The organism is Erythrobacter sp. 3-20A1M, assembly GCF_018636735.1.
Lineage (GTDB): Bacteria > Pseudomonadota > Alphaproteobacteria > Sphingomonadales > Sphingomonadaceae > Alteriqipengyuania.
The window spans coordinates 165600-183983 of record NZ_CP045200.1; the positions used below are offsets into that span (position 1 = coordinate 165600).

At 65.6% G+C, this 18384-nt stretch carries 19 protein-coding genes; 6 read left to right on the forward strand and 13 right to left on the reverse strand.

All coding sequences use genetic code 11. The features are described from left to right. Positions 1 to 58 precede the first annotated feature (58 nt). Both F7D01_RS00775 and F7D01_RS00780 read left to right on the forward strand, forming a co-directional pair. Positions 59 to 1489 (forward strand): glutamate ligase domain-containing protein, encoded by a 1431-nt coding sequence (locus F7D01_RS00775; protein WP_215228392.1) that lies wholly within the window; start codon positions 59 to 61, stop codon positions 1487 to 1489. Then, positions 1486 to 1761: a hypothetical protein gene (locus F7D01_RS00780; protein WP_215228393.1), complete on the forward strand. Its 276-nt coding sequence runs from the start codon at positions 1486 to 1488 to the stop codon at positions 1759 to 1761. The genes F7D01_RS00775 and F7D01_RS00780 overlap by 4 nt, the downstream gene beginning before the upstream one ends. Here F7D01_RS00780 and F7D01_RS00785 read toward each other — a convergent pair. Continuing rightward, positions 1758 to 2729: a DUF808 domain-containing protein gene (locus F7D01_RS00785; RefSeq protein WP_215228394.1), complete on the reverse strand. Its 972-nt coding sequence runs from the start codon at positions 2727 to 2729 to the stop codon at positions 1758 to 1760. The genes F7D01_RS00780 and F7D01_RS00785 overlap by 4 nt on opposite strands. Positions 2730 to 2952: 223 nt before the next feature. Here F7D01_RS00785 and rpsF point away from each other — a divergent pair, with 223 nt between their 5' ends. The 4 genes from rpsF (at position 2953) to F7D01_RS00805 (ending at position 5757) form a co-directional block, all read left to right on the forward strand. Then, complete coding sequence (gene rpsF, locus F7D01_RS00790; protein WP_215228395.1) at positions 2953 to 3318, forward strand: 30S ribosomal protein S6; 366 nt, start codon at positions 2953 to 2955, stop codon at positions 3316 to 3318. Further along, positions 3318 to 3542 (forward strand): 30S ribosomal protein S18, encoded by a 225-nt coding sequence (rpsR, locus tag F7D01_RS00795; protein ID WP_215228396.1) that lies wholly within the window; start codon positions 3318 to 3320, stop codon positions 3540 to 3542. The genes rpsF and rpsR overlap by 1 nt, the downstream gene beginning before the upstream one ends. 13 nt (positions 3543 to 3555) lie before the next feature. After that, positions 3556 to 4188: a 50S ribosomal protein L9 gene (gene rplI / locus F7D01_RS00800; protein ID WP_215228397.1), complete on the forward strand. Its 633-nt coding sequence runs from the start codon at positions 3556 to 3558 to the stop codon at positions 4186 to 4188. Positions 4189 to 4317: 129 nt separating this feature from the next. Then, on the forward strand, positions 4318 to 5757 hold the full coding sequence (locus tag F7D01_RS00805) for an AMP nucleosidase (protein ID WP_215228398.1): 1440 nt from the start codon (positions 4318 to 4320) through the stop codon (positions 5755 to 5757). On the opposite strand, the gene F7D01_RS00810 is transcribed toward F7D01_RS00805, so the two are convergent. From F7D01_RS00810 to trmD, 12 genes are all read right to left on the reverse strand, one after another. Next, the gene (locus F7D01_RS00810; protein WP_251567327.1) at positions 5758 to 6498 is read right to left on the reverse strand and encodes an SIMPL domain-containing protein; all 741 of its coding nucleotides are present in this window, start codon (positions 6496 to 6498) and stop codon (positions 5758 to 5760) included. A gap of 86 nt (positions 6499 to 6584) precedes the next feature. Further along, entirely contained in the window at positions 6585 to 7490 is a 906-nt protein-coding gene (rimK, locus tag F7D01_RS00815) for a 30S ribosomal protein S6--L-glutamate ligase (RefSeq protein WP_215228400.1), read from the reverse strand. 13 nt (positions 7491 to 7503) lie between these two features. Further along, entirely contained in the window at positions 7504 to 7965 is a 462-nt protein-coding gene (locus tag F7D01_RS00820; RefSeq protein ID WP_215228401.1) for a RimK/LysX family protein, read from the reverse strand. 24 nt (positions 7966 to 7989) lie between these two features. Continuing rightward, entirely contained in the window at positions 7990 to 9846 is a 1857-nt protein-coding gene (locus F7D01_RS00825) for a M2 family metallopeptidase (protein ID WP_215228402.1), read from the reverse strand. 61 nt (positions 9847 to 9907) lie between these two features. After that, complete coding sequence (locus F7D01_RS00830; protein WP_251566960.1) at positions 9908 to 10669, reverse strand: alpha/beta fold hydrolase; 762 nt, start codon at positions 10667 to 10669, stop codon at positions 9908 to 9910. After that, positions 10666 to 11223, reverse strand: coding sequence for an aspartate-semialdehyde dehydrogenase (locus F7D01_RS00835; protein WP_215228403.1), 558 nt, complete (start codon positions 11221 to 11223; stop codon positions 10666 to 10668). The genes F7D01_RS00830 and F7D01_RS00835 overlap by 4 nt, the downstream gene beginning before the upstream one ends. A 17-nt stretch (positions 11224 to 11240) precedes the next feature. Then, entirely contained in the window at positions 11241 to 12266 is a 1026-nt protein-coding gene (locus tag F7D01_RS00840; RefSeq protein ID WP_215228404.1) for an aspartate-semialdehyde dehydrogenase, read from the reverse strand. A gap of 99 nt (positions 12267 to 12365) precedes the next feature. Further along, positions 12366 to 13574 (reverse strand): APC family permease, encoded by a 1209-nt coding sequence (locus tag F7D01_RS00845; protein ID WP_215228405.1) that lies wholly within the window; start codon positions 13572 to 13574, stop codon positions 12366 to 12368. Between the two features lie 78 nt (positions 13575 to 13652). After that, positions 13653 to 14837 (reverse strand): APC family permease, encoded by a 1185-nt coding sequence (locus F7D01_RS00850; RefSeq protein ID WP_215228406.1) that lies wholly within the window; start codon positions 14835 to 14837, stop codon positions 13653 to 13655. Further along, positions 14834 to 17107: a S9 family peptidase gene (locus F7D01_RS00855; RefSeq protein WP_215228407.1), complete on the reverse strand. Its 2274-nt coding sequence runs from the start codon at positions 17105 to 17107 to the stop codon at positions 14834 to 14836. The genes F7D01_RS00850 and F7D01_RS00855 overlap by 4 nt, the downstream gene beginning before the upstream one ends. A 128-nt stretch (positions 17108 to 17235) precedes the next feature. Further along, positions 17236 to 17607: a 50S ribosomal protein L19 gene (gene rplS, locus F7D01_RS00860; RefSeq protein ID WP_215228408.1), complete on the reverse strand. Its 372-nt coding sequence runs from the start codon at positions 17605 to 17607 to the stop codon at positions 17236 to 17238. Next, on the reverse strand, positions 17604 to 18350 hold the full coding sequence (gene trmD / locus F7D01_RS00865; RefSeq protein ID WP_215228409.1) for a tRNA (guanosine(37)-N1)-methyltransferase TrmD: 747 nt from the start codon (positions 18348 to 18350) through the stop codon (positions 17604 to 17606). Before trmD ends, rplS begins: the two co-directional genes overlap by 4 nt. Between the last annotated feature and the right edge of the window lie 34 nt (positions 18351 to 18384).

The window sequence follows — 18384 nt, forward strand, 5'->3', positions numbered from 1 at the left end:
AGCAAGTCGCGCTGGCAACGCTTCACAAAGCGGCCCTCCCCGCCTACCTCGATCCGCCATGAGCGACTTGCCCGATCCCACAGCCGACCTGACCGCCCGCCCCTGGTTCTTCTGCGGGATCGGTGGATCGGGCATGCAGCCGCTGGCGCAAATCCTGAAGGCGCACGGGGCGGAGGTGGCCGGTTCCGACCGCAGTTTCGACCAAGGTCGCACCCCCGAGAAGTTCGCCGCGCTGGAGCGACAGGGTTTCGCCCTGTTCCCTCAGGATGGCAGCGGGATAACCGACCCTGCCCAAGTGCTGGTCGCCAGCGCCGCTGTGGAAGACAGCGTGCCCGATGTCGGCCGCGCGAAGGAGCTGGGCATTCCACGCCTGACCCGCGCCGATCTCAACGCCGCGCTGTTCAATGCCGCCGATAATGGCATCGCGGTGGCAGGCACCAGCGGCAAGTCGACCGTTACCGGCATGCTCGGTTGGATTCTGCACGAGACGGGCCGTAATCCGACGATCATGAACGGCGCGGTGATGAAGAACTTCGTCAGCGAGGATCGCCCCTTCGCCAGCGCGGTCGTCGGCGGACCTGAACTTTACGTATCGGAAGTTGACGAGAGCGATGGCTCGATCGCTCAGTACGATCCGGCGGTCGGCATCCTCCTGAACGTCTCGCTCGACCACAAGAGCATGGACGAGCTGCGCGACCTGTTCGGAGCGTTCCTCGAACGATCGAAGGTCGGCGTGGTCAATGCCGACGATACCGAGGCCTTCCGCCTTGTTGCGCATGCCAACGACCCGATCACCTTCGGGGTGGAGAACGGCTGCGCCGCACTGCAGATCGAGAAGGGCTCGATCGCCGACGGCCCTGTGCGCCAAGCGGCGATGGTCCACGATCTGCGCGATGATACCAAACATGCGCTGACGCTGCACCTGCCCGGGCGGCACAACCTTTCCAACGCGATGGCAGCGATCGCCGGGGCGAGCGCGGCGGGCGTGCCGGTGGCCGACGCTGTCGCCGCGCTCGGCAGCTTCACTGGCCTGGCGCGCCGGTTCGACATCGTCGGGACCAGTCCGTCGAGCGTGAGCGTGATCGACGATTTCGGCCATAATCCCGACAAGTGCGCCGCGACCCTGCGCACGTTGAAGGCGCACGAGGGCCGCGTGCTCGCCTTCTTCCAGCCCCATGGTTACGGCCCCTTGCGCCAGATGGGACGCGAACTTGCCGAAACCTTCGCCCGCGAGCTCGGCCCGATGGACGTGACCGTGCTGTGTGACCCGGTCTATTTCGGGGGCACGGTCGATCGCAGCGCGGGGAGCGAGCAGATCGTGGACATGATAGCCGAGGCCGGTGGCAAGGCGATTCATATAAATACCCGCGACGGCTGCGGCGATTTCCTGGTCGAGAACGCGCGGCCCGGCGACCGGATCGTGATCATGGGCGCGCGCGACGACACGCTGAGCCAGTTCGCCCACGACGTGCTCGCGCGGCTGGGATGAGCCTTTACCAACGCGCCCGGCGCCATGCGCTCAAGATGCTCGGCCTCGTCGGCGTGGGCGTGGTGTTCATCATCGCGTTCGATCAGTGGGTCGGGCACTCCAGCATCGCCTTCGCGATCGTGATCTTTGGCCTGTTCGTCGGCAATATCGGCATTCTGGGCTACAATTGCCCGCGCTGCCGCAGCAATTTGTTCTTCCGCCGGTTCATCATGGTACCGTGGCCGAACAGGACCTGCACCCGCTGCGGACTGGACTTGACCCGCGTCGATTAGTGTCCGGTTTCGGCCCCATCGTCGTGGCCGTCCCCATGACCGATCTTCAGCACCTTGTGCAGCACGAAGACGATCACCGCGCCCAGCAACAGGCCGACCAGCGCCGATAGCCCGGCATAGGTCGCCCAGCCCAGCACTCCGCTGAGCGGGCCGGTGGCATGTTCCACCGCGTGCTGCGCCCCGTGCGCCAGATCGGCGGGCGCGTGCAGGCCGAGCTCTTCCAATCCGTGCAGGATGATCCCCCCGCCGACCCACAGCATCGCGATCGTGCCGACAAAGGACAGCAGGATTAGGATCTTGGGCATCGCCTTCAGAAGCAGGCCGCCCACGCTCTGCGCGAAGGCGGACGTCTTCGTCTTCAGGTGCAAGCCGATATCGTCGAGCTTCACTATCAGCGCCACCGCGCCATAGACGACGAAAGTGATCCCCGCGCCGACCAGCGCAAGCACCAGCGCCCGGGTCACAAGGGTTTCCGCCGATACCTCGTTCAGGGTGATCGCCATGATCTCCGCCGACAGGATCAGGTCGGTGCGGATCGCGCCCGCGGTGCGCTTCTTCTCGAATTCCGCCGGGTCCTCGATCGGGTCTTCCAGCGTCTCGCCGTGCTTTTCCCCGCCAAGCTTCTCGATCACCTTCTCCGCGCCCTCGTAGGACAGGTACGCACCGCCCGCCATCAGGATGAAGATGATCGCCGCAGGCAGGAATTCGCTCAGGATCAGCGCGCCGGGCAACAGGATCAGCAGCTTGTTCTTCAGGCTGCCGAGCGTAATACGCCAGATGATCGGCAATTCGCGCGCCGGGGTGATGCCGGTGACGTAGTTGGGCGTGACCGCCGCATCGTCGATCACCACGCCCGCCGCTTTCGATCCGGCCCGGCCCGCGGCCACGCCGACATCGTCCACCGAAGCGGCCGCAGCGCGCGCGATTACCGAAACGTCGTCCAGAAGGGCGGCGAGACCACCGGGCATGTTGCGAATTCCTTTCCCCGTTAAGTTCCGGTCGTTAGGGTGCCCGGCCCGGCGATGCAATCCGCCGTGCGCGAACGCGCTGCCGCTTGCATTCGCGGCCAATGTCGCTATGTGCGCCCCTTCCGCGGGGGCGACGGCCCCCGTGGAAACCAAGAAAGCCGGAGGGGCCCCGTCATCCGGACGGATCAGCCAGCGATCGGCAGCAACATGAAAGGAAGCGAGCATGGCTCTGTACGAGCATGTGTTTCTCGCGCGCCAGGATCTGAGCCAGGCTCAGGTCGATCAGCTGGCCGCGACCGCCACCGAGATCGTCGAGGCGAACGAAGGCAAGGTCACCAAGACCGAGACCTGGGGCCTCAAGAATCTCGCCTACAAGATCGACCGCAACCGCAAGGCGCATTTCGTGCTCCTCAATATCGAGGGTCCGGGCGCCGTGGTTCAGGAACTTGAGCGCCAGACGCGCATCAACGAAGATGTCATCCGCTACATGACCATCCGCGTGGACGAACACGAGGAAGGCCCCAGCGTGATGATGCGCAAGAACGACCGCGACAAGAAGCGCCGCGATCGCGATCGGGGAGACGACTGATGGCCCGCCCGTTTTTTCGCCGCCGCAAGACCTGCCCGTTCTCGGGCAAGAATGCGCCGACCATCGATTACAAGGACACGCGCCTGCTGCAGGGTTTCATATCCGAGCGTGGCAAGATCGTGCCCAGCCGCATCACCGCCGTCAGCGCCAAGAAGCAGCGCGAACTCGCCAAGGCGATCAAGCGTTCGCGCCACATCGGCCTGCTGCCCTACATCGTGAAGTAAGAGGAGAAGACACATGGATATCATCCTCCTCGAACGGATCGGCAATCTGGGTTCGATCGGCGACGTCGTTTCCGTGAAGGACGGCTACGCCCGCAACTTCCTCCTCCCGCAGAAGAAGGCGCTGCGCGCCAACGAGGCGAACAAGAAGGTCTTCGAGGCCAATCGCGATCGCCTGGAGAAGGAAAACGCGGAACGCCGCGGCGAGGCCGAGAAGGCGGGCGAGAAGGTCGACGGCACGGAAATCGTGCTGATCCGCGCCTCCTCCAACGCCGGCCAGCTCTACGGTTCGGTCAACGTTCGCGACATCGTCAACGGCCTCGAAGAGAAGGGCCATTCGATCGACAAGAAGCAGGTCATCATGGGCAGCCCGATCAAGACGATCGGCATGCACGAGGTGACCATCGCGCTGCACCCCGAGGTGCACGTCGCGGTGAAGGCCAATGTTGCGCGTTCGGACGACGAAGCCGAACTGCAGAGCCAGGGCGTCGACGTCCTCGCGCAGATGTTCGAAGACGAGCAGCGCGAGATCGAGGCGATGGCGCAGGCCAACGCCGTCGATCCGAACCTCGAGCCGGGCGAAATCCCCGCCGAGCTGCTGGAAGAGAACGCCGAGGCGGACGCTGCGGACGAATCGACCGAGAACTAAGGGCGCGGGCCACGGCCCGACCGATCCCCGGCCCATACCGCCGGACGGAACAGCAAAGGGGCGCGGTCCACACCGGATCGCGCCCCTTTCTCTTGCCTGTCGCATCCGCGCGATACTATCAGCCGCGCGATGGAATCGATCGAAACAATAATATCCGACCTGACCCGCCTCTATGACGAGGCGATCGAACGGCTGCGCAGGGACGTCGTCGCCTATGCGCGCGAGGGCACCCTGCCCCCACCTGAGCGTCGCACCGATGGCAGCTACGCCTATCCCGAGCTGCGCCTGATCTATCGCGGGGGCGAGCAGCCGCGCGATCGCAGCCGCTCCTTCGGTCGTCTCACCGCGCCCGGCATCTACGCCACCACCGTCACCCGCCCCGCCCTGTTCGCGACCTATCTGGCCGAGCAGCTGCGCCTGATCGGGGAGGATTACGACGTCTCGCTGGAAGTTCAGCGCTCGCGGCAGGAAATTCCCTTCCCCTACGTCCTCGACGGCGCGGTGGGGGCCGAACTCGCCGGGATCGATCCGAACGATCTCGCGCGCCACTTCCCCTCCACGGAGCTGGCGCTGATCGGCGACGAGCTGGCCGACGGGATCGAGCTGGACGAGGATACCGACACCATCCCCCTGTCGCTGTTCGACGGGTTGCGGACCGATTTCAGCCTCGCCCGGCTGGCGCATTATACCGGCACCGACACCGACCATTTCCAGCGCTTCGTCCTGTTCACGAACTATCATCGCTATGTCGATGAATTCGTTGACTGGGCGGGCAAGCAGCTGGGCAAGAACGGCTGCACCGCGCTGGCCGGTGCGGGCGGGCTTTATATAGACGAGCCGGTCGACAATGCGCGCGACCAGCTGTCCGATACCGCGTGGCGGCGGCACCAGATGCCTGCCTACCACCTGTTGGGCGAGGATGGCGGCGGCATCACGCTGGTCAATATCGGTGTCGGCCCGTCCAATGCGAAAACGATCTGCGATCACCTGGCGGTGCTGCGGCCCGAAGCTTGGCTGATGATCGGCCATTGCGGTGGCCTGCGCCCGAGCCAGAAGATCGGGGACTACGTGCTCGCCCACGCCTATCTGCGCGACGATCATGTGCTCGACCCGGTGCTGCCGCCCGAAATCCCCCTGCCCGCCATCGCCGAGGTCCAGCAGGCCCTGGCCGGCGCGGCTGAGCAGGTTTCCGGCGAGCATGGCGCCGACCTCAAGAAGCGCATGCGCACCGGCACCGTGGTCACCACCGACGACCGCAATTGGGAGCTGCGCTACACCCAGTCCGCGCGCCGCCTGTCGCTCAGCCGCGCGGTCGGGATCGACATGGAAAGCGCGACCATCGCCGCGCAGGGCTATCGCTTCCGGGTGCCCTACGGCACGCTGCTATGCGTCAGCGACAAGCCGCTGCACGGCGAGATCAAGCTGCCGGGGCAGGCGAACAAGTTCTACGAGGAAGCGATCGCCGCGCATTTGCAGATTGGCGTCACCGCCTGCCGCCGCCTGCGCGAGGAGGGACAGCGGCTCCACAGCCGCAAGCTGCGCGCCTTCAACGAGCCGCCGTTCCGCTGATCAGCGCGGCCCCAGCGCGTAATCGACGAACAGCGTCACCGATTGCTGCATCTCCCCGACTTCGACCGCCGGTGCGCTGACCGGCGGGGGCGGCGGAGGCGGCGGGGGTGCGCCGATGCGCGAGCCGGTGACGATGATCGGCTCGTACTGCGCGCTCTGCGAACGCTCGCTGATGCGGATCACGCGAACGACCTTCATGTCGAACGCCGCGGCGTAGGCCTCCGCCTCCGCCTTGGCTTCCGCCACTGCCGCCATGCGCGCCTTGGCAACGGCATCCTTGTCATCGGACAGGGAGAAGTTGGGACCTGAAACGTTGTTGGCCCCTGCATCGAACATGACCGTCAGCAGATCCGACGCCTTCTTCACGTCGCGGACTCGCACGGTCACGCTGTTGGTCGCCTGATAGCCAGTAATGGCAGGGGGCTGACCCTCGCTGCGGTTGTAGTTGTATTGCGGGTTGAGCGAGAGGTTCTGCGTCTGGATGTCGCGCGCCGCCACGCCCGCCTTGCGCAGCGCCGCGACCACCGTGTTCATCGCGTCGGCATTGGAGGACGCGGCCTCCCGCGATGTCGCCGCGAAGGTGACGACCCCGCCGCTCACGCTCGCCATATCGGGGGCCGCATAGGATTCCCCGGTGGCCTGCACCTGAAGCAATGTCTGTCCCGGAGCGAGCATTTCCGCGCTCTGCGCCGAAAGTCCGGCGGGAATCGCGAGAAGCAGCGAACTGGCGAGAAGGTGCATTTTCACGGTTGGAATCTCCCCTGAAAGCGGCGCATCCGACCGCTCAGGCAAAGCCTATCCACGTTTCGTGAACCCCCCAAGACAATTCAGCCGCGCCCCTTGGTCTTCGTCCTCCCGTCCCTGGCGTTCGCGACGACGAAATCAACGATCTGCCCGGCAATGTCCTTGCCCGTTGCGTTCTCGATTCCCTCCAGACCGGGCGAGGAATTAACCTCCATGATCACCGGTCCGTGGTTGGAGCGCAGCATGTCCACGCCGCACACGTTCAGGCCCATGCGCTTCGCCGCACGCACCGCGGTGCTGCGTTCCTCGGGCGTAATCTTGATGAGCTGCGCACTGCCGCCGCGATGGAGATTGCTGCGGAAATCGTCCGCCGCGCCGGTGCGCTTCATCGCCGCGACGACCTTGCCCCCGATCACCAGCGCGCGGATGTCCGTCCCACCGGCTTCCTTGATGAATTCCTGCACCAGGATGGAGACATTGGCCCCGCGAAAAGCCTCGATCACCGACTTGGCGCTGGACATCGTCTCCGCCAGCACCACGCCGATACCCTGCGTCCCCTCCAGCAACTTGATCACTACCGGCGGTCCGTTGACGGAGCGGATGATCTCCTCCGCCTGCTTGGGATCGTGGGCGAAGGCGGTCAGGGGCAGGCCCAGCCCATGCTTCGCCAGGATCTGCATGGAGCGCAGCTTGTCGCGGCTGCGCCCGATGGCGACGCTCTCGTTCAGCGGCCAACAGCCGCGCATCTCGAACTGGCGCAGGATCGCCATGCCGTAGCTGGTAATAGAGGCTCCGATTCGCGGAATAATCGCCTCGTAACCCTCGCACGGCTCGCCATTGTACCACACCTGCGGGCGATGGCTGGCGATGTGAACCGTGCAGCGCAGGGTGTTGAGAATGTGCATCTCGTGCCCCCGCGCCTCCGCCGCCTCGACCAGCCGCCGATGCGAATAAAGGTTCGGATTGCGGGCGAGCATCGCGATTTTCATCGGCAGGCGTCCGTCATGGCTTGTGTCCCGAAACGGGGTTGCGACCCGGCGTCTGCAACCAGGAATGACCGCTATCAACGGCGAAACGACGCCGTAGTGCCGAGCGGCCGATCAACATTGGAAATTTCATGTCCGAGCGGTCCGCCAGGCTGATCTCGGCCCGAAACGTGTACTCGCCCACTTCCATCAGGGTCTTCACCACCAGGCGCCGCTGGGTTTCCCCGTTGGAGCTGGTGATGCCGCGCCAGCCAACCTGCACCGCCTCGCACACCTGGCGTACCTTCTGCTCGTGATAATCGACCGCGAAGCGCACCAGATGCTGACCGTCCCGCTCATAGTCCTCCAGCACCGTGGCGTGAAGGGACGATGTGCGCGCGCCGGTGTCAATCTTGGCGGGAATGGCGGACAGGCCCAGCTCCGGCAGCGCGATCACCTCGCGCCAGCCGATGATCGGCAGCGGGTCAGACTTCGCCATGCGCCCCCCGCAATCGCGCGCGGGTCACCATCCGCTCTTCATGCCCTTGTTCTGCTCGTCGAGCCATTTCTTGAGCGGGGCGAAATACTCCATCATCGCCTTGCCGCTCATCTGCCGGCTGCCGGTAAAGGTTTCCAGAGCATCGGGCCAGGGCTTGGACGCGCCCATTTCCAGCATCGCGTTCAGCCGGTCCCCGACCTGCTTGTTACCGTAGAAGGAACAGCGGTGCAGCGGCCCCTTCCAGCCCGCCTGATCGCACGCCGCCTTGTAGAACTGGAACTGCAGGATCCGCGCGAGGAAATAGCGCATGTAGGGCGTGTTCGCCGGGATGTGGTATTTGGCACCTGGGTCGAAGGCATCGGCGGGGCGCTCCACCGGCGGGGCGACGCCCTGATATTCCTGCTTCAGGTCGACCCATGCCTGATTGTAGTTTGCCGGGGTAATCGATCCGTCGAAAACGCCCCAGCGCCATTTGTCGACCAGCAGGCCGAAGGGGAGGAACGCGACCTTGTCCATCGCCTGGCGCAGCAGCAGGCCGATATCCTTGTCCGCGCTCGGCACGTCCTTGCGATCGAGCAGCCCGATCTGGACGAGATATTCGGGCGTGATCGACAGGGCGACGAAATCGCCGATCGCCTCGTGGAAGCCGTCATTCGCGCCGTTGAGATAGAGATAGGGTTGGTCGCTATAGGCACGCTGGTAGTAGTTGTGGCCCAGTTCGTGGTGGATCGTGACGAAATCGTCCGCATTCACCTTGATGCACATCTTGATGCGGATATCGTCCTTGTTGTCGACGTCCCATGCACTCGCATGGCACACGACCTCGCGGTCGGCCGGCTTGGTGAACAGGCTGCGCTGCCAGAACGTCTCCGGCAGCTTCTCGAAACCGAGCGAGGAATAGAAGTTCTCGCCGATATGCACCATGTCGAGCGGGCCCTTGCCCTTCTCCTGCAGCAGGTCGCCGATGTCGTAGCCCAGATCGCCCGATCCCGCGGGCGCGACCAGGGGATAGATGTTGCCCCACTCCTGCGCCCACATATTGCCGAGCAGGTCGGCGCGGATCGGGCCGGTCTTCGGCTGCACCGCATCGCCGTATTTCGCGTTCAGTCGCCCCCGGACATAGGTGTGGAGCGCCATGTAGAGCGGCTTCACCTCTTGCCACAGCCGCTCGGTCTCGGCAGTGAAATCGTCAGCCGGCATGTCGTAGCCCGAACGCCACATCGCGCCCACATCGCTGAAGCCGAGCTCTTTCGCGCCCTGGTTCGCGATCTCTACCATGCGGGCGTAATCGCCCTTCATCGGCGCGCCGACATTGTCGTGCCAGCTGGTCCACATCTCCTCGAACTCGTCTGGCGTGTGCTCGAGATTGCCCATCTCCGCCTCGATATCGGAGCCGGAGATCGGCTTCCCGTTCAGCGTGCCCTTACCCTTGCCGTATTGCGATTGCAGGCCGGTCGCGATTTCGGCCAGCTCGGTGGCGGCCCCCGGAGTAGTCGGCGCGGGCAGGACGATGCCGTTGCGCAGGATATCGAGCTTGCGCTTCACATCGGGATCGAGCCCGGGGACCTCGGCATATTCCGCCGCTTCCAACGCGTAGGTCACCGATTTCTCGGTCCCCTCGGCCCCGCTCTTGGCTGCCAGCGCGTCGGTATCGTCGGTGATGTAGGTCGCGTTAACCCACTGGGTGCGCGCCGCGTCGACGGAGAAGTCGAACAGGTCCTTCTCGACCGCGGCGACCCACGCCTTCGCCCCTTCCGGCGTCATGGGATAATCGGCGGCCACTTCGCTGGCTGCATCTTCCAAGGGCGTCTGGTCCTGCGCCATGGCGGGTGTGGACAGGGCGATGGCGATGGCGGACAGGGCGACGGGCGCGAATTTCATGGATTCCCCTCTCGAAAACCGGTTGCGGTTGAGACGGGTTTGCCCGCGCCGCGCGGCTTAATCAAGCGGTCAGCCACTCCGCCATGCGCTGGCCCAGCTCCGGCTTCGTCACGCTGGACATATGCGTGCCGGGCACCTCGACATAGGTCGCGTCGGGCAGCAGCGCGGCGAGCTCCTCGGCCGAGCCGTTGTCGCGATCCTCGTCGCCGCACACGACCAGCGTGGGCATCGTGACCCGGTCGAGATCGCCGAGCTCCATGTCGGGCAGCGTGCCCAGCAGCAGCCGCGCCGCGACCCGGTCGACCCCTTGCGATTTCAGGAACTGGCGGGAGAAATACGCCGGATCGTCGCGCCCGATGGTGTCGAATTCGTCGATCACGCGGCGGAAGAAGGCGGAGCGCGTGCTCCATTCGCCCAGCCCCGCGGTGCCCATCCCGCCGACGATCAGCCGTTGCGGCTCCAGCAGTCCCTGGACCACCCCGTGCAAGGATGTGCGCGCGCCGAGCGAGAAGCCACCGAGCACGTAATCGTCCCAGCCCAGATGCGCGAGCGCGGCCACCGTGTCGCGGACCAGCACGTTCTCCGGGTAGGCCGCCTCGTCATGCGGTGCGGCGCTCTCACCATGCACGCGGAAATCGAGCATCGCGACCGCGAATCCCGCATCGGCGAGCCGCTGCGCGTGGCCCCACTTGATCCAGTTCATCTGCGCGCTGGAGAACAGGCCATGCAACAGCAACAGCGGCGCGCCCTCGCCCACACGATGCAGCGCGAGTTCGACCCCGTCGAAGCTGGCGAAACGTTCGGTCGTAGCGTCGTTGCTCACCGGGCGAAGCAGTTCGTGCCGGCGTAGAGCCCGGTGACACGCTTCGCGCCGCCCGCCTGGCGGAAGAAGCCGCCGATGTCGCCCGCTGCCGCGAACTCGCCATCGAGGGTGGAGCCTTCCACCGGCTTCGCGTCGATCCGCGCCGCCGCATCCTGCGCGGGTGTGCCGATGCCGACACCCTGCGCCGTCCGGATGGTGGGGGAGGAATTTCCGTCCTGCACCAGCCAGCCGACCAGCTTGCCGTCCTGGAAATTGAGGTGGAGATCACCGGGATAGATGGTGAATTGCACCGGCCCCGCGCCGCACTCGGCGTTATCGCCGCGCTCCGTCGGCTCACCCAGCGCGCTGGTCACGCCCGCTTCCACCTCGCTGCGGCCCGCGCCGAAATAGAAGCTCTCCGCGCCAGCCGCCAGCCCGTCGCCGCGCAACGTTACCGCATCGGCCTCGGGCGCTTCGCCGGTATCGGTCTGCGCCGCGCCGCTCTCCTTCGCCGAGGGATCGTCGGATGGTTGGCACGCGGCCAGAGCGAGGCCAAGGGCTGCTACGGTTGCCATGGCGATGCGCATGCGTCCTACCCCTTCTTCAGGTGCCGCCGACCGAGCAGCTCGGCGATCTGTACCGCGTTCAGAGCCGCGCCCTTGCGCAGATTGTCGGACACGCACCACAATGTCAGCCCGTTCTCCACCGTCGGGTCCTCGCGAACGCGGCTGATATAGGTCGCACCGTCGCCCGCGCTTTCGACCGGCGTGACGTATCCGCCGTCCTCGCGCTTGTCGACCAGCATGCAGCCCGGGGCCTCGCGCAGGATGTCCATCGCCTGGTCGGCGGTCAGCTCGTTCTCGAATTCGATATTGATCGCTTCCGAATGGCCGACGAACACCGGCACGCGCACGCAGGTGGCGTTCAATTTGATCTTGGGGTCGAGGATCTTCTTGGTCTCGACCACCATCTTCCACTCTTCCTTGGTGGAACCGTCATCCATGAACACGTCGATATGCGGGATGACGTTGAAGGCGATCTGCTTGGTGAATTTCTTCGGCTCGACCGGATCGCCGACGAAGATGGCGCGGCTCTGCTCGAATAGCTCGTCCATTCCCGCCTTCCCGGCACCCGAGACCGACTGGTAGGTGCTGACCACCACGCGCTTGATCTTCGCCGCGTCGTGCAGCGGCTTTAGCGCGACCACCAGCTGCGCGGTGGAACAGTTCGGGTTCGCGATGATGTTCTTCTTCGTGTAGCCGTCGATCGCGTCGGGGTTCACCTCGGGCACGATCAGCGGCACGTCCGGGTCCATGCGATAGAGCGAGCTGTTGTCGATCACCACGCAGCCCGCAGCCGCGGCCTTGGGCGCGTAATCCTTCGCCGGGCCGCTACCCGCGGCGAAGATCGCGATATCCCAGCCGGAAAAGTCGAAATGCTCGATGTTCTTGCATTTGAGCATCTTGCCGCTGTCGCCGTATTCGACCTCGGTCCCGATCGAGCGGCTGCTCGCCACGGCGGCGATCTCGTCCGCCGGGAAGGCACGCTCCGCCAGGATCTGCATCACTTCGCGCCCGACATTGCCGGTCGCGCCCACTACGGCCACGCGGTAACCCATTCGCTTCGTACTCCTTGGCTTTCTCGCGCGCCGACCTAGGGCGCGCGTGCCCGCCGGGCAAGCAATCCCTGCTTCGCGCGGGGGCAGCCAGCGTTCGCGCTACACCACGCCGAAGAAGTGGATCACCAGCACGATTGCCGAGGCGACCGCGCCGATCAGCCCAGCGACCGAGATCCAGCGGATACCCGCATCCTTGCGGATCGAAATCAGGTTCACGATCGCGAAGATGGCGAGGAAGACGAGGCTGGCCGCCTTCACCAACGGGTCGAGCCCGCCGAACAGCGCCAGCACGCCCGCCACCACCGCGATCAGCACGGTGCCGAACCACGGTACCCCCGCCGAATTGGTCTTATCGAATGCATCAGGCATCTCGCCCAGTTCGGAAGCGCGCTTGGTCAGCCGGGCGGTCGAGAAGATCGTCGCGTTCACCGCCGACGCGGTCGAGAACAGCGCGGCGATCGCCACCGCGATGAAGCCCACCTCGCCCGCCGCTGCGCGGCCCGCGATGGCCAGCGAGACTTCCTTCTCCGCGATCACCTTGTCCGCGCCGATCAGCATGCCGGTGCCGACCGCGACCAGTATGTAGACGACGATCACCGCCGCCACGGCCAGGATCATGCCGCGGCCAATGTCTCGCTTGGGCTTCTCCATTTCCTCGTAATCGTAGGACAGCAGCTGGAAACCCTCATAGGCCATGAACACGCTGGCCGCGCCGACGATCGCGCCGAGGAAAGGCGACTGTCCGCCGCCGCCATCGCCGGTCACCTGCAAGTTATCGGGCGCCCAATGGGCAATGCCGATCACCGCCAGCGCCAGCAGGATGATAAGCTTCGCCCAGACGACGAAGATCTCCACCCCCGCACTTTCCTTTACCCCCATCAGGTTCACACCGGCCAGGATCGCGATGGAGGCGACAGCGGCGGCGGGCTTGATCCAGTCGGGTCCGCCCAGCGCGTCGGACAGATAGGCTCCGAAGGTATAGGCATAGACCGCGACGGTCAGGGTGTAGCCCGCCAGCAGGACCCAGACCGAGATCCTGGCGGCGGTTTCATGGCCGTCCTGATGGAGATAGATGAATACGCCGCCCGACTTGTCGTGGTGGCGGGTCAGTTCGGCATAGCTATGGGCCGTCGCGAGCGCGATCAGGCCGCCGATCAGAAACGCGATCGGGGCGAAGGCTCCGGCAGTGTCGAACACCACGCCCAGCGTGGCGAAGATGCCGCCGCCGATCATTCCGCCGACCGCCATCGACCATGATGCGTTCAGGCTCAGCTTGCCGCCATCGGACTTGTCGGTTTTCGTCGCCATGGTCGACGTGCTCCTGCGTTTCAGGTCGCGAACGGCGGCCACGCAGACTTAACGTAGATCAGTACGGAAAGTTCTTGCTCAGGCCACTCCGGCGAAATGCAGAACCAGCACCGCCATCGCGGAAAAGGCACCGATCGCGCCCGGCAGCGATACCCAGCGCCGCCCGACCTTTTCAGCGAAGGCGAGCGCGTTGACCGTGCCGAACACCAGCAGGAACACCAGGCTGGCCCCGCTGACGAGACCGCCCAGCCCCCCGACGATAGCGAGTCCCAAGGCGAGTGCGGAGAGGGACAGCACCGCCCATTGCGGCGCGCCATGTCCGTTGCGGTTGTCCAGCCAGCCGGGCAGCGCACCGTCCTTCGCCACTTCCTCGGCCAGCCGCGCGCTGGAAAAGATCGTCGCGTTGATGGCCGATGCGGTGGAAAGCGCCGCGGCGATCGTCACTGCGATCAGCCCGGCCGTGCCCAGCGCGGCCTGCCCGGCATTGGACAGGGCCACCTCGCCATCCTGCATCACCGCCTGCGTCCCCGTCAGCATCGGCACCGCGAGCGCCACGAGCACATAGATCGCCGCAGCGCTGACGATGGAAAGAGCCATCATGCGCGTGATCGTGCGCTTGCGATCGCGCATCTCGTCGTAATCGTAGGCCAGCAGTTCGAAGCCTTCGTAAGCCATGAACACGCTCGCCGCGCCGACCACGATGCCGACCAGCCCCGGCTGCGATGGGATCGTCAGCGCGCTGGCATCGAACTTCGACAGGCCGAAAGCCGCCAGCGCGGCAAGGATCGCCAGCTTCACCGCGACGATGGCGATTTCCACGCCGGTCGCCTGCCCCGCCCCGCGCAAATTGATCGCCGCCATCGACACTATCGCCGCGCTCGCCATCGCCGGCGCGATCCACCCCGGCCCGCCGACCGCGTGGGCGATGTAGGCCCCGAAAGTGTAGGCATAGACCGCACAGGTCAGCACGTATCCAGCCAGCAGCACCCAGGCGGAAGCCGCCGCGATCCGCTTGCGCCCGAGATCGCGCAGGAAGCTGTAGATGCCGCCCGCCTCGTCACTGTCGACGGTCAGCGCGGACAGGCTGTGGCCCGTCGCCAGTGCGACGAGCCCGCCGAGCACGAAGCTGACGCCCGCCCATTGCCCCGCGCTGGATATCACCACCCCCAGCGTCGAGAAGATCCCGCCGCCGACCATCCCGCCGACGGCGATGGCCCATACCGCGGCGGGCCCGATCCGGTCGCTGGATCGGCTTTCGCTCATTCGGGCGGGGTCACCCCGTTATTCTTCAGGAAGCGGAAGATCGTGTTCCACAACTGCGGGCTGATGTTAGGCCCGCCCACACCGTGCGTCTGGCCGGGATAGAGCATCATGTCGAACTGGGTCTGCGACTGCTGCAGCGCGGCGATCAGCGCGGTCGAATTCTCGAACACCACGTTGTCGTCAGCCATCCCGTGGATCAGCAGCATCGGATCGGCGATCTTGCCCGCGTCCGCCAGTGCATCCGCCTTCGCGTAGGCTGCCGCGTCGTCCTGCGGCGTGCCCATGTAGCGTTCGGTATAGGCGGTGTCGTACAATTCCCACTTGGTCACCGGCGCCCCGGATATCCCCGCGGCGTACAGGCCGGGATCGGCCTCCAGCATCTTGAGCGTCATGTAGCCGCCATAGGACCAGCCATAGATCGCGATCTTGTCCGGATCGACGTAGTCCAGCGACTTGAGGAACTGCGCCCCCTGTTTCTGGTCGGACACCTCGATCCCGCCCATCGCGCGATAGATCGGTTGCTCGAACCGGGCTCCGCGATTGGCGCTGCCGCGATTGTCGATCTCGAAATAGATGTAGCCCTGGTCCACGATCGCCTGTGGCAGCGGCCCGTCCCAGCCTTTAGTCACGACCTGCGCGTGCGGCCCGCCGTAATGGCTGAAGAACACGGGGTAGCGCTTGCCCGGCTTCATTTCGGGCGTAATCATCTTCCAGTGCAGCGTTGCGCCGTCGCGCGTCTTCAGCGTGCCGTATTTCGCCAGTTCGTGGCTCGCGACATAGGGAGCGTAGGGGTGATCGGCGTCGAGCCGGTTCTGCTCGACCCATGCCAGTTCCGTTCCCGCCTGGTCGGCGAGATAGGTCTGCGGCGGCTGCGTGTCGCTCGACCGGGTGATCAGCAGCGTGCGTCCCTTGTCGTCCATCGAGGCCTGGTTGACGAAGGCCGGGTCGGTCAGCCGCTTGGGCTCGCCGGGCTTTCGATAGTCGACCGAATAGATCTGGCTGGCGAGAGGGTCGTCCTTCGTCCCGGCGAAGAACACCGTGCCCGTGTCCTGGTCCACCCCGACCAGGTCGGTAACCACCCAGTCTGCATCGCGCCCCTTACCGGTAAGTTGCGTCCACTTGCCGTTGGCGAGCCGGTAGAGCTGGCCGTAGCCGCTGCGCTCCGACCACCAGATGAGAGAACCGTCCTTCAACCACTTGTAATTGCTGGTGAGGTTGACCCAGTAATCGGGTAGCGCGGCCTTCTCGGTGAACAGCACCGACGACTTGCCCGTGGCCGGATCGACCTTCAGCATGTCGATCTTCGTCTGCTCGCGATCCAGCCGCTGGACATACAGGGTCTTGCCATCGGGTGCCCAGTTTACGCGGGCGAGATAGATGTCGTCGTTCTTGCCCAGATCGACCTTCACCTTGTCCGACCCGTCCGGGTTCATGACATAAAGATCGACCACGGCGTTGGGCGTGCCCGCCGCGGGATAGCGCTGGTCGAACACCTTGGTCCCGGTCGCGCCGATGGCGGCGCGGGTGACGACGCCCACGCGGCTCTCGTCGAAGCGCTCCACCGCGATGCGCCGGTCGTCCGGGCTCCACCAGTATCCGGTCGACCGGTCGAGTTCCTCCTGCGCGACGAATTCGGCTTCGCCCCAGTGGACGTTCTCGTTCGCCTCGTCGGGCGTCACCTCCTGCGCCGTGCCGCCCACCGGGCCGACCATCAGATGCCGGTCCGCGACGTAGGAGAGATAGCCGCCGCCAGGGCTGATCGCGGGGTTGAGCTCGCCCGTCTCGCTGTCGGTCAGGCGCCGCACATCACCGCCGGGCTGCGCCAGGTAGAGATCGCCTTCCAGCGGCACGAGGATCGCGTTCCCGTCGGGCGTCCACTGATAGCTGACGATCCCCTTCAGGCTGCCGATGCGCGCGCGTTCGCGCTGCATCTTTTCCGCTTCGGAAAGTTCGCGCCCGCTGCTCAGCTTCTTGCTGTCGACCAGCATCGACCACGTGCCGTTCTCGCGGTCGTAGCCCCACAGGTCGTAGCGCTCCTTCTCGTCCTCGCGCGGGCGCAGCACGGTCAGCCAGCGTCCGTCCGGCGAGAGCTTCGTCGCGCGCGGGGTGGAACCGCTCAGGCTCGGGCTGCCGAAGACGCGTTGGAAGGAAATGTCGCCCTGCTGCTGCACCTGGCTTGCCGCGGCGCTGTCGCTCATCGGATTGTCCTGCGCGGCCAAGGGCGCAGAGATGGACAGGGCGGCAGCGGCGGCGAGAAGCATGGTTCGCATGGCAAGGCGGGGCCTTTCGTATCGGGTGAAAACGGCAAGTTTTGCGCGCGATGCCCGACCTTTGCACAAAAGAAAAGGGCGGCCCCGAAAGGCCGCCCCCGTCTTTACCGTTGCAGGCGAGTGGATGCTTACGCGTCGACCGGCCGGTTGTCGCGGCGCTCCGCAATGCGGGCGCGCTTGCCGGTGCGGCCGCGCAGATAATACAGCTTCGCCCGGCGCACAACGCCGCGGCGGACCACGGTGACGCTGTCGATGATCGGCGAATAGAGCGGGAAGACGCGCTCCACACCTTCGCCGAAGCTGATCTTGCGGACGGTGAAATTGCTGCCCATCGCGCGGTTCGAACGCGCGATGCACACGCCTTCGAAGTTCTGCACGCGCTCACGGGTGCCCTCGACCACGCGTACGCCGACGCGCAGCGTATCGCCGGGGCGGAAATCCGGAATATCCTTGCCGAGATTGGCGATCGCCTCGGCTTCGAGTTGCTGAATCAGGTTCATTGACCCTGGTCCCTATCTTCATGCCGCGCGCCAGAGGCAGACTGGGCCCGAGCGCCACCGCGGCGCTCCCAAAGGTCCGGCCTGCGTAACCGTGTATCGTCCTCGCTGCGTTGCTTGCGCCACGCCGCGATCTTCGCATGATCCCCCGATCGCAGCACTTCGGGGATCGTGCGCCCTTCCCATTCCGGAGGTCGGGTGTAGTGCGGATATTCGAGCAGCCCTTCCTCGAAGGATTCCTCGATACCGCTTGAAGCCGCGCCCATTACGCCGGGAAGCAGGCGAATGCAAGCGTCGAGTATGGCGAGCGCCGCCGGTTCGCCGCCGGACAGCACGATGTCGGCAAGGCTAACCTCCTCGACGTCCCGCCCGGCGAAAATCCGCTCGTCGAACCCCTCGAACCGGCCGCATAGCACCGTCACCCCCGGCCCCGCCGCCAGGTCCCGGATACGCGCCTGCGTGATCGGAGTCCCGCGCGGCGTCATCGCGAGCACCGGCGCGGCGGGCTGCTTCTCGCGCGCATGGTCGATCGCAGCGGCGAGAATGTCGGGCTTGAGCACCATCCCCGCTCCGCCACCCGCCGGGGTATCGTCCACCGTACGGTGCCGGTCGGTGGCAAAATCGCGGATCTGCACGGTATCGAGGGACCATGCGCCTTCGCTCAGCGCCCGCCCCGCCAGCGAAACACCGAGCGGCCCGGGAAACATCTCGGGATAAAGCGTCAGGACGGTGGCGGCGAAGGTCATGGCGCGCCGCTTAGACCGCGCAGGAGCGCAACGC

Coding starts and splice junctions, on each gene's coding strand:
- F7D01_RS00775 (WP_215228392.1), top strand. CDS start 59: ATGAGCGACTTGCCCGATCCCACAGCCGACCTGACCGCCCGCCCCTGG.
- F7D01_RS00780 (WP_215228393.1), top strand. CDS start 1,486: ATGAGCCTTTACCAACGCGCCCGGCGCCATGCGCTCAAGATGCTCGGC.
- F7D01_RS00785 (WP_215228394.1), bottom strand. CDS start 2,729: ATGCCCGGTGGTCTCGCCGCCCTTCTGGACGACGTTTCGGTAATCGCG.
- rpsF (WP_215228395.1), top strand. CDS start 2,953: ATGGCTCTGTACGAGCATGTGTTTCTCGCGCGCCAGGATCTGAGCCAG.
- rpsR (WP_215228396.1), top strand. CDS start 3,318: ATGGCCCGCCCGTTTTTTCGCCGCCGCAAGACCTGCCCGTTCTCGGGC.
- rplI (WP_215228397.1), top strand. CDS start 3,556: ATGGATATCATCCTCCTCGAACGGATCGGCAATCTGGGTTCGATCGGC.
- F7D01_RS00805 (WP_215228398.1), top strand. CDS start 4,318: ATGGAATCGATCGAAACAATAATATCCGACCTGACCCGCCTCTATGAC.
- F7D01_RS00810 (WP_251567327.1), bottom strand. CDS start 6,498: ATGCACCTTCTCGCCAGTTCGCTGCTTCTCGCGATTCCCGCCGGACTT.
- rimK (WP_215228400.1), bottom strand. CDS start 7,490: ATGAAAATCGCGATGCTCGCCCGCAATCCGAACCTTTATTCGCATCGG.
- F7D01_RS00820 (WP_215228401.1), bottom strand. CDS start 7,965: ATGGCGAAGTCTGACCCGCTGCCGATCATCGGCTGGCGCGAGGTGATC.
- F7D01_RS00825 (WP_215228402.1), bottom strand. CDS start 9,846: ATGAAATTCGCGCCCGTCGCCCTGTCCGCCATCGCCATCGCCCTGTCC.
- F7D01_RS00835 (WP_215228403.1), bottom strand. CDS start 11,223: ATGGCAACCGTAGCAGCCCTTGGCCTCGCTCTGGCCGCGTGCCAACCA.
- F7D01_RS00840 (WP_215228404.1), bottom strand. CDS start 12,266: ATGGGTTACCGCGTGGCCGTAGTGGGCGCGACCGGCAATGTCGGGCGC.
- F7D01_RS00845 (WP_215228405.1), bottom strand. CDS start 13,574: ATGGCGACGAAAACCGACAAGTCCGATGGCGGCAAGCTGAGCCTGAAC.
- F7D01_RS00850 (WP_215228406.1), bottom strand. CDS start 14,837: ATGAGCGAAAGCCGATCCAGCGACCGGATCGGGCCCGCCGCGGTATGG.
- F7D01_RS00855 (WP_215228407.1), bottom strand. CDS start 17,107: ATGCGAACCATGCTTCTCGCCGCCGCTGCCGCCCTGTCCATCTCTGCG.
- rplS (WP_215228408.1), bottom strand. CDS start 17,607: ATGAACCTGATTCAGCAACTCGAAGCCGAGGCGATCGCCAATCTCGGC.
- trmD (WP_215228409.1), bottom strand. CDS start 18,350: ATGACCTTCGCCGCCACCGTCCTGACGCTTTATCCCGAGATGTTTCCC.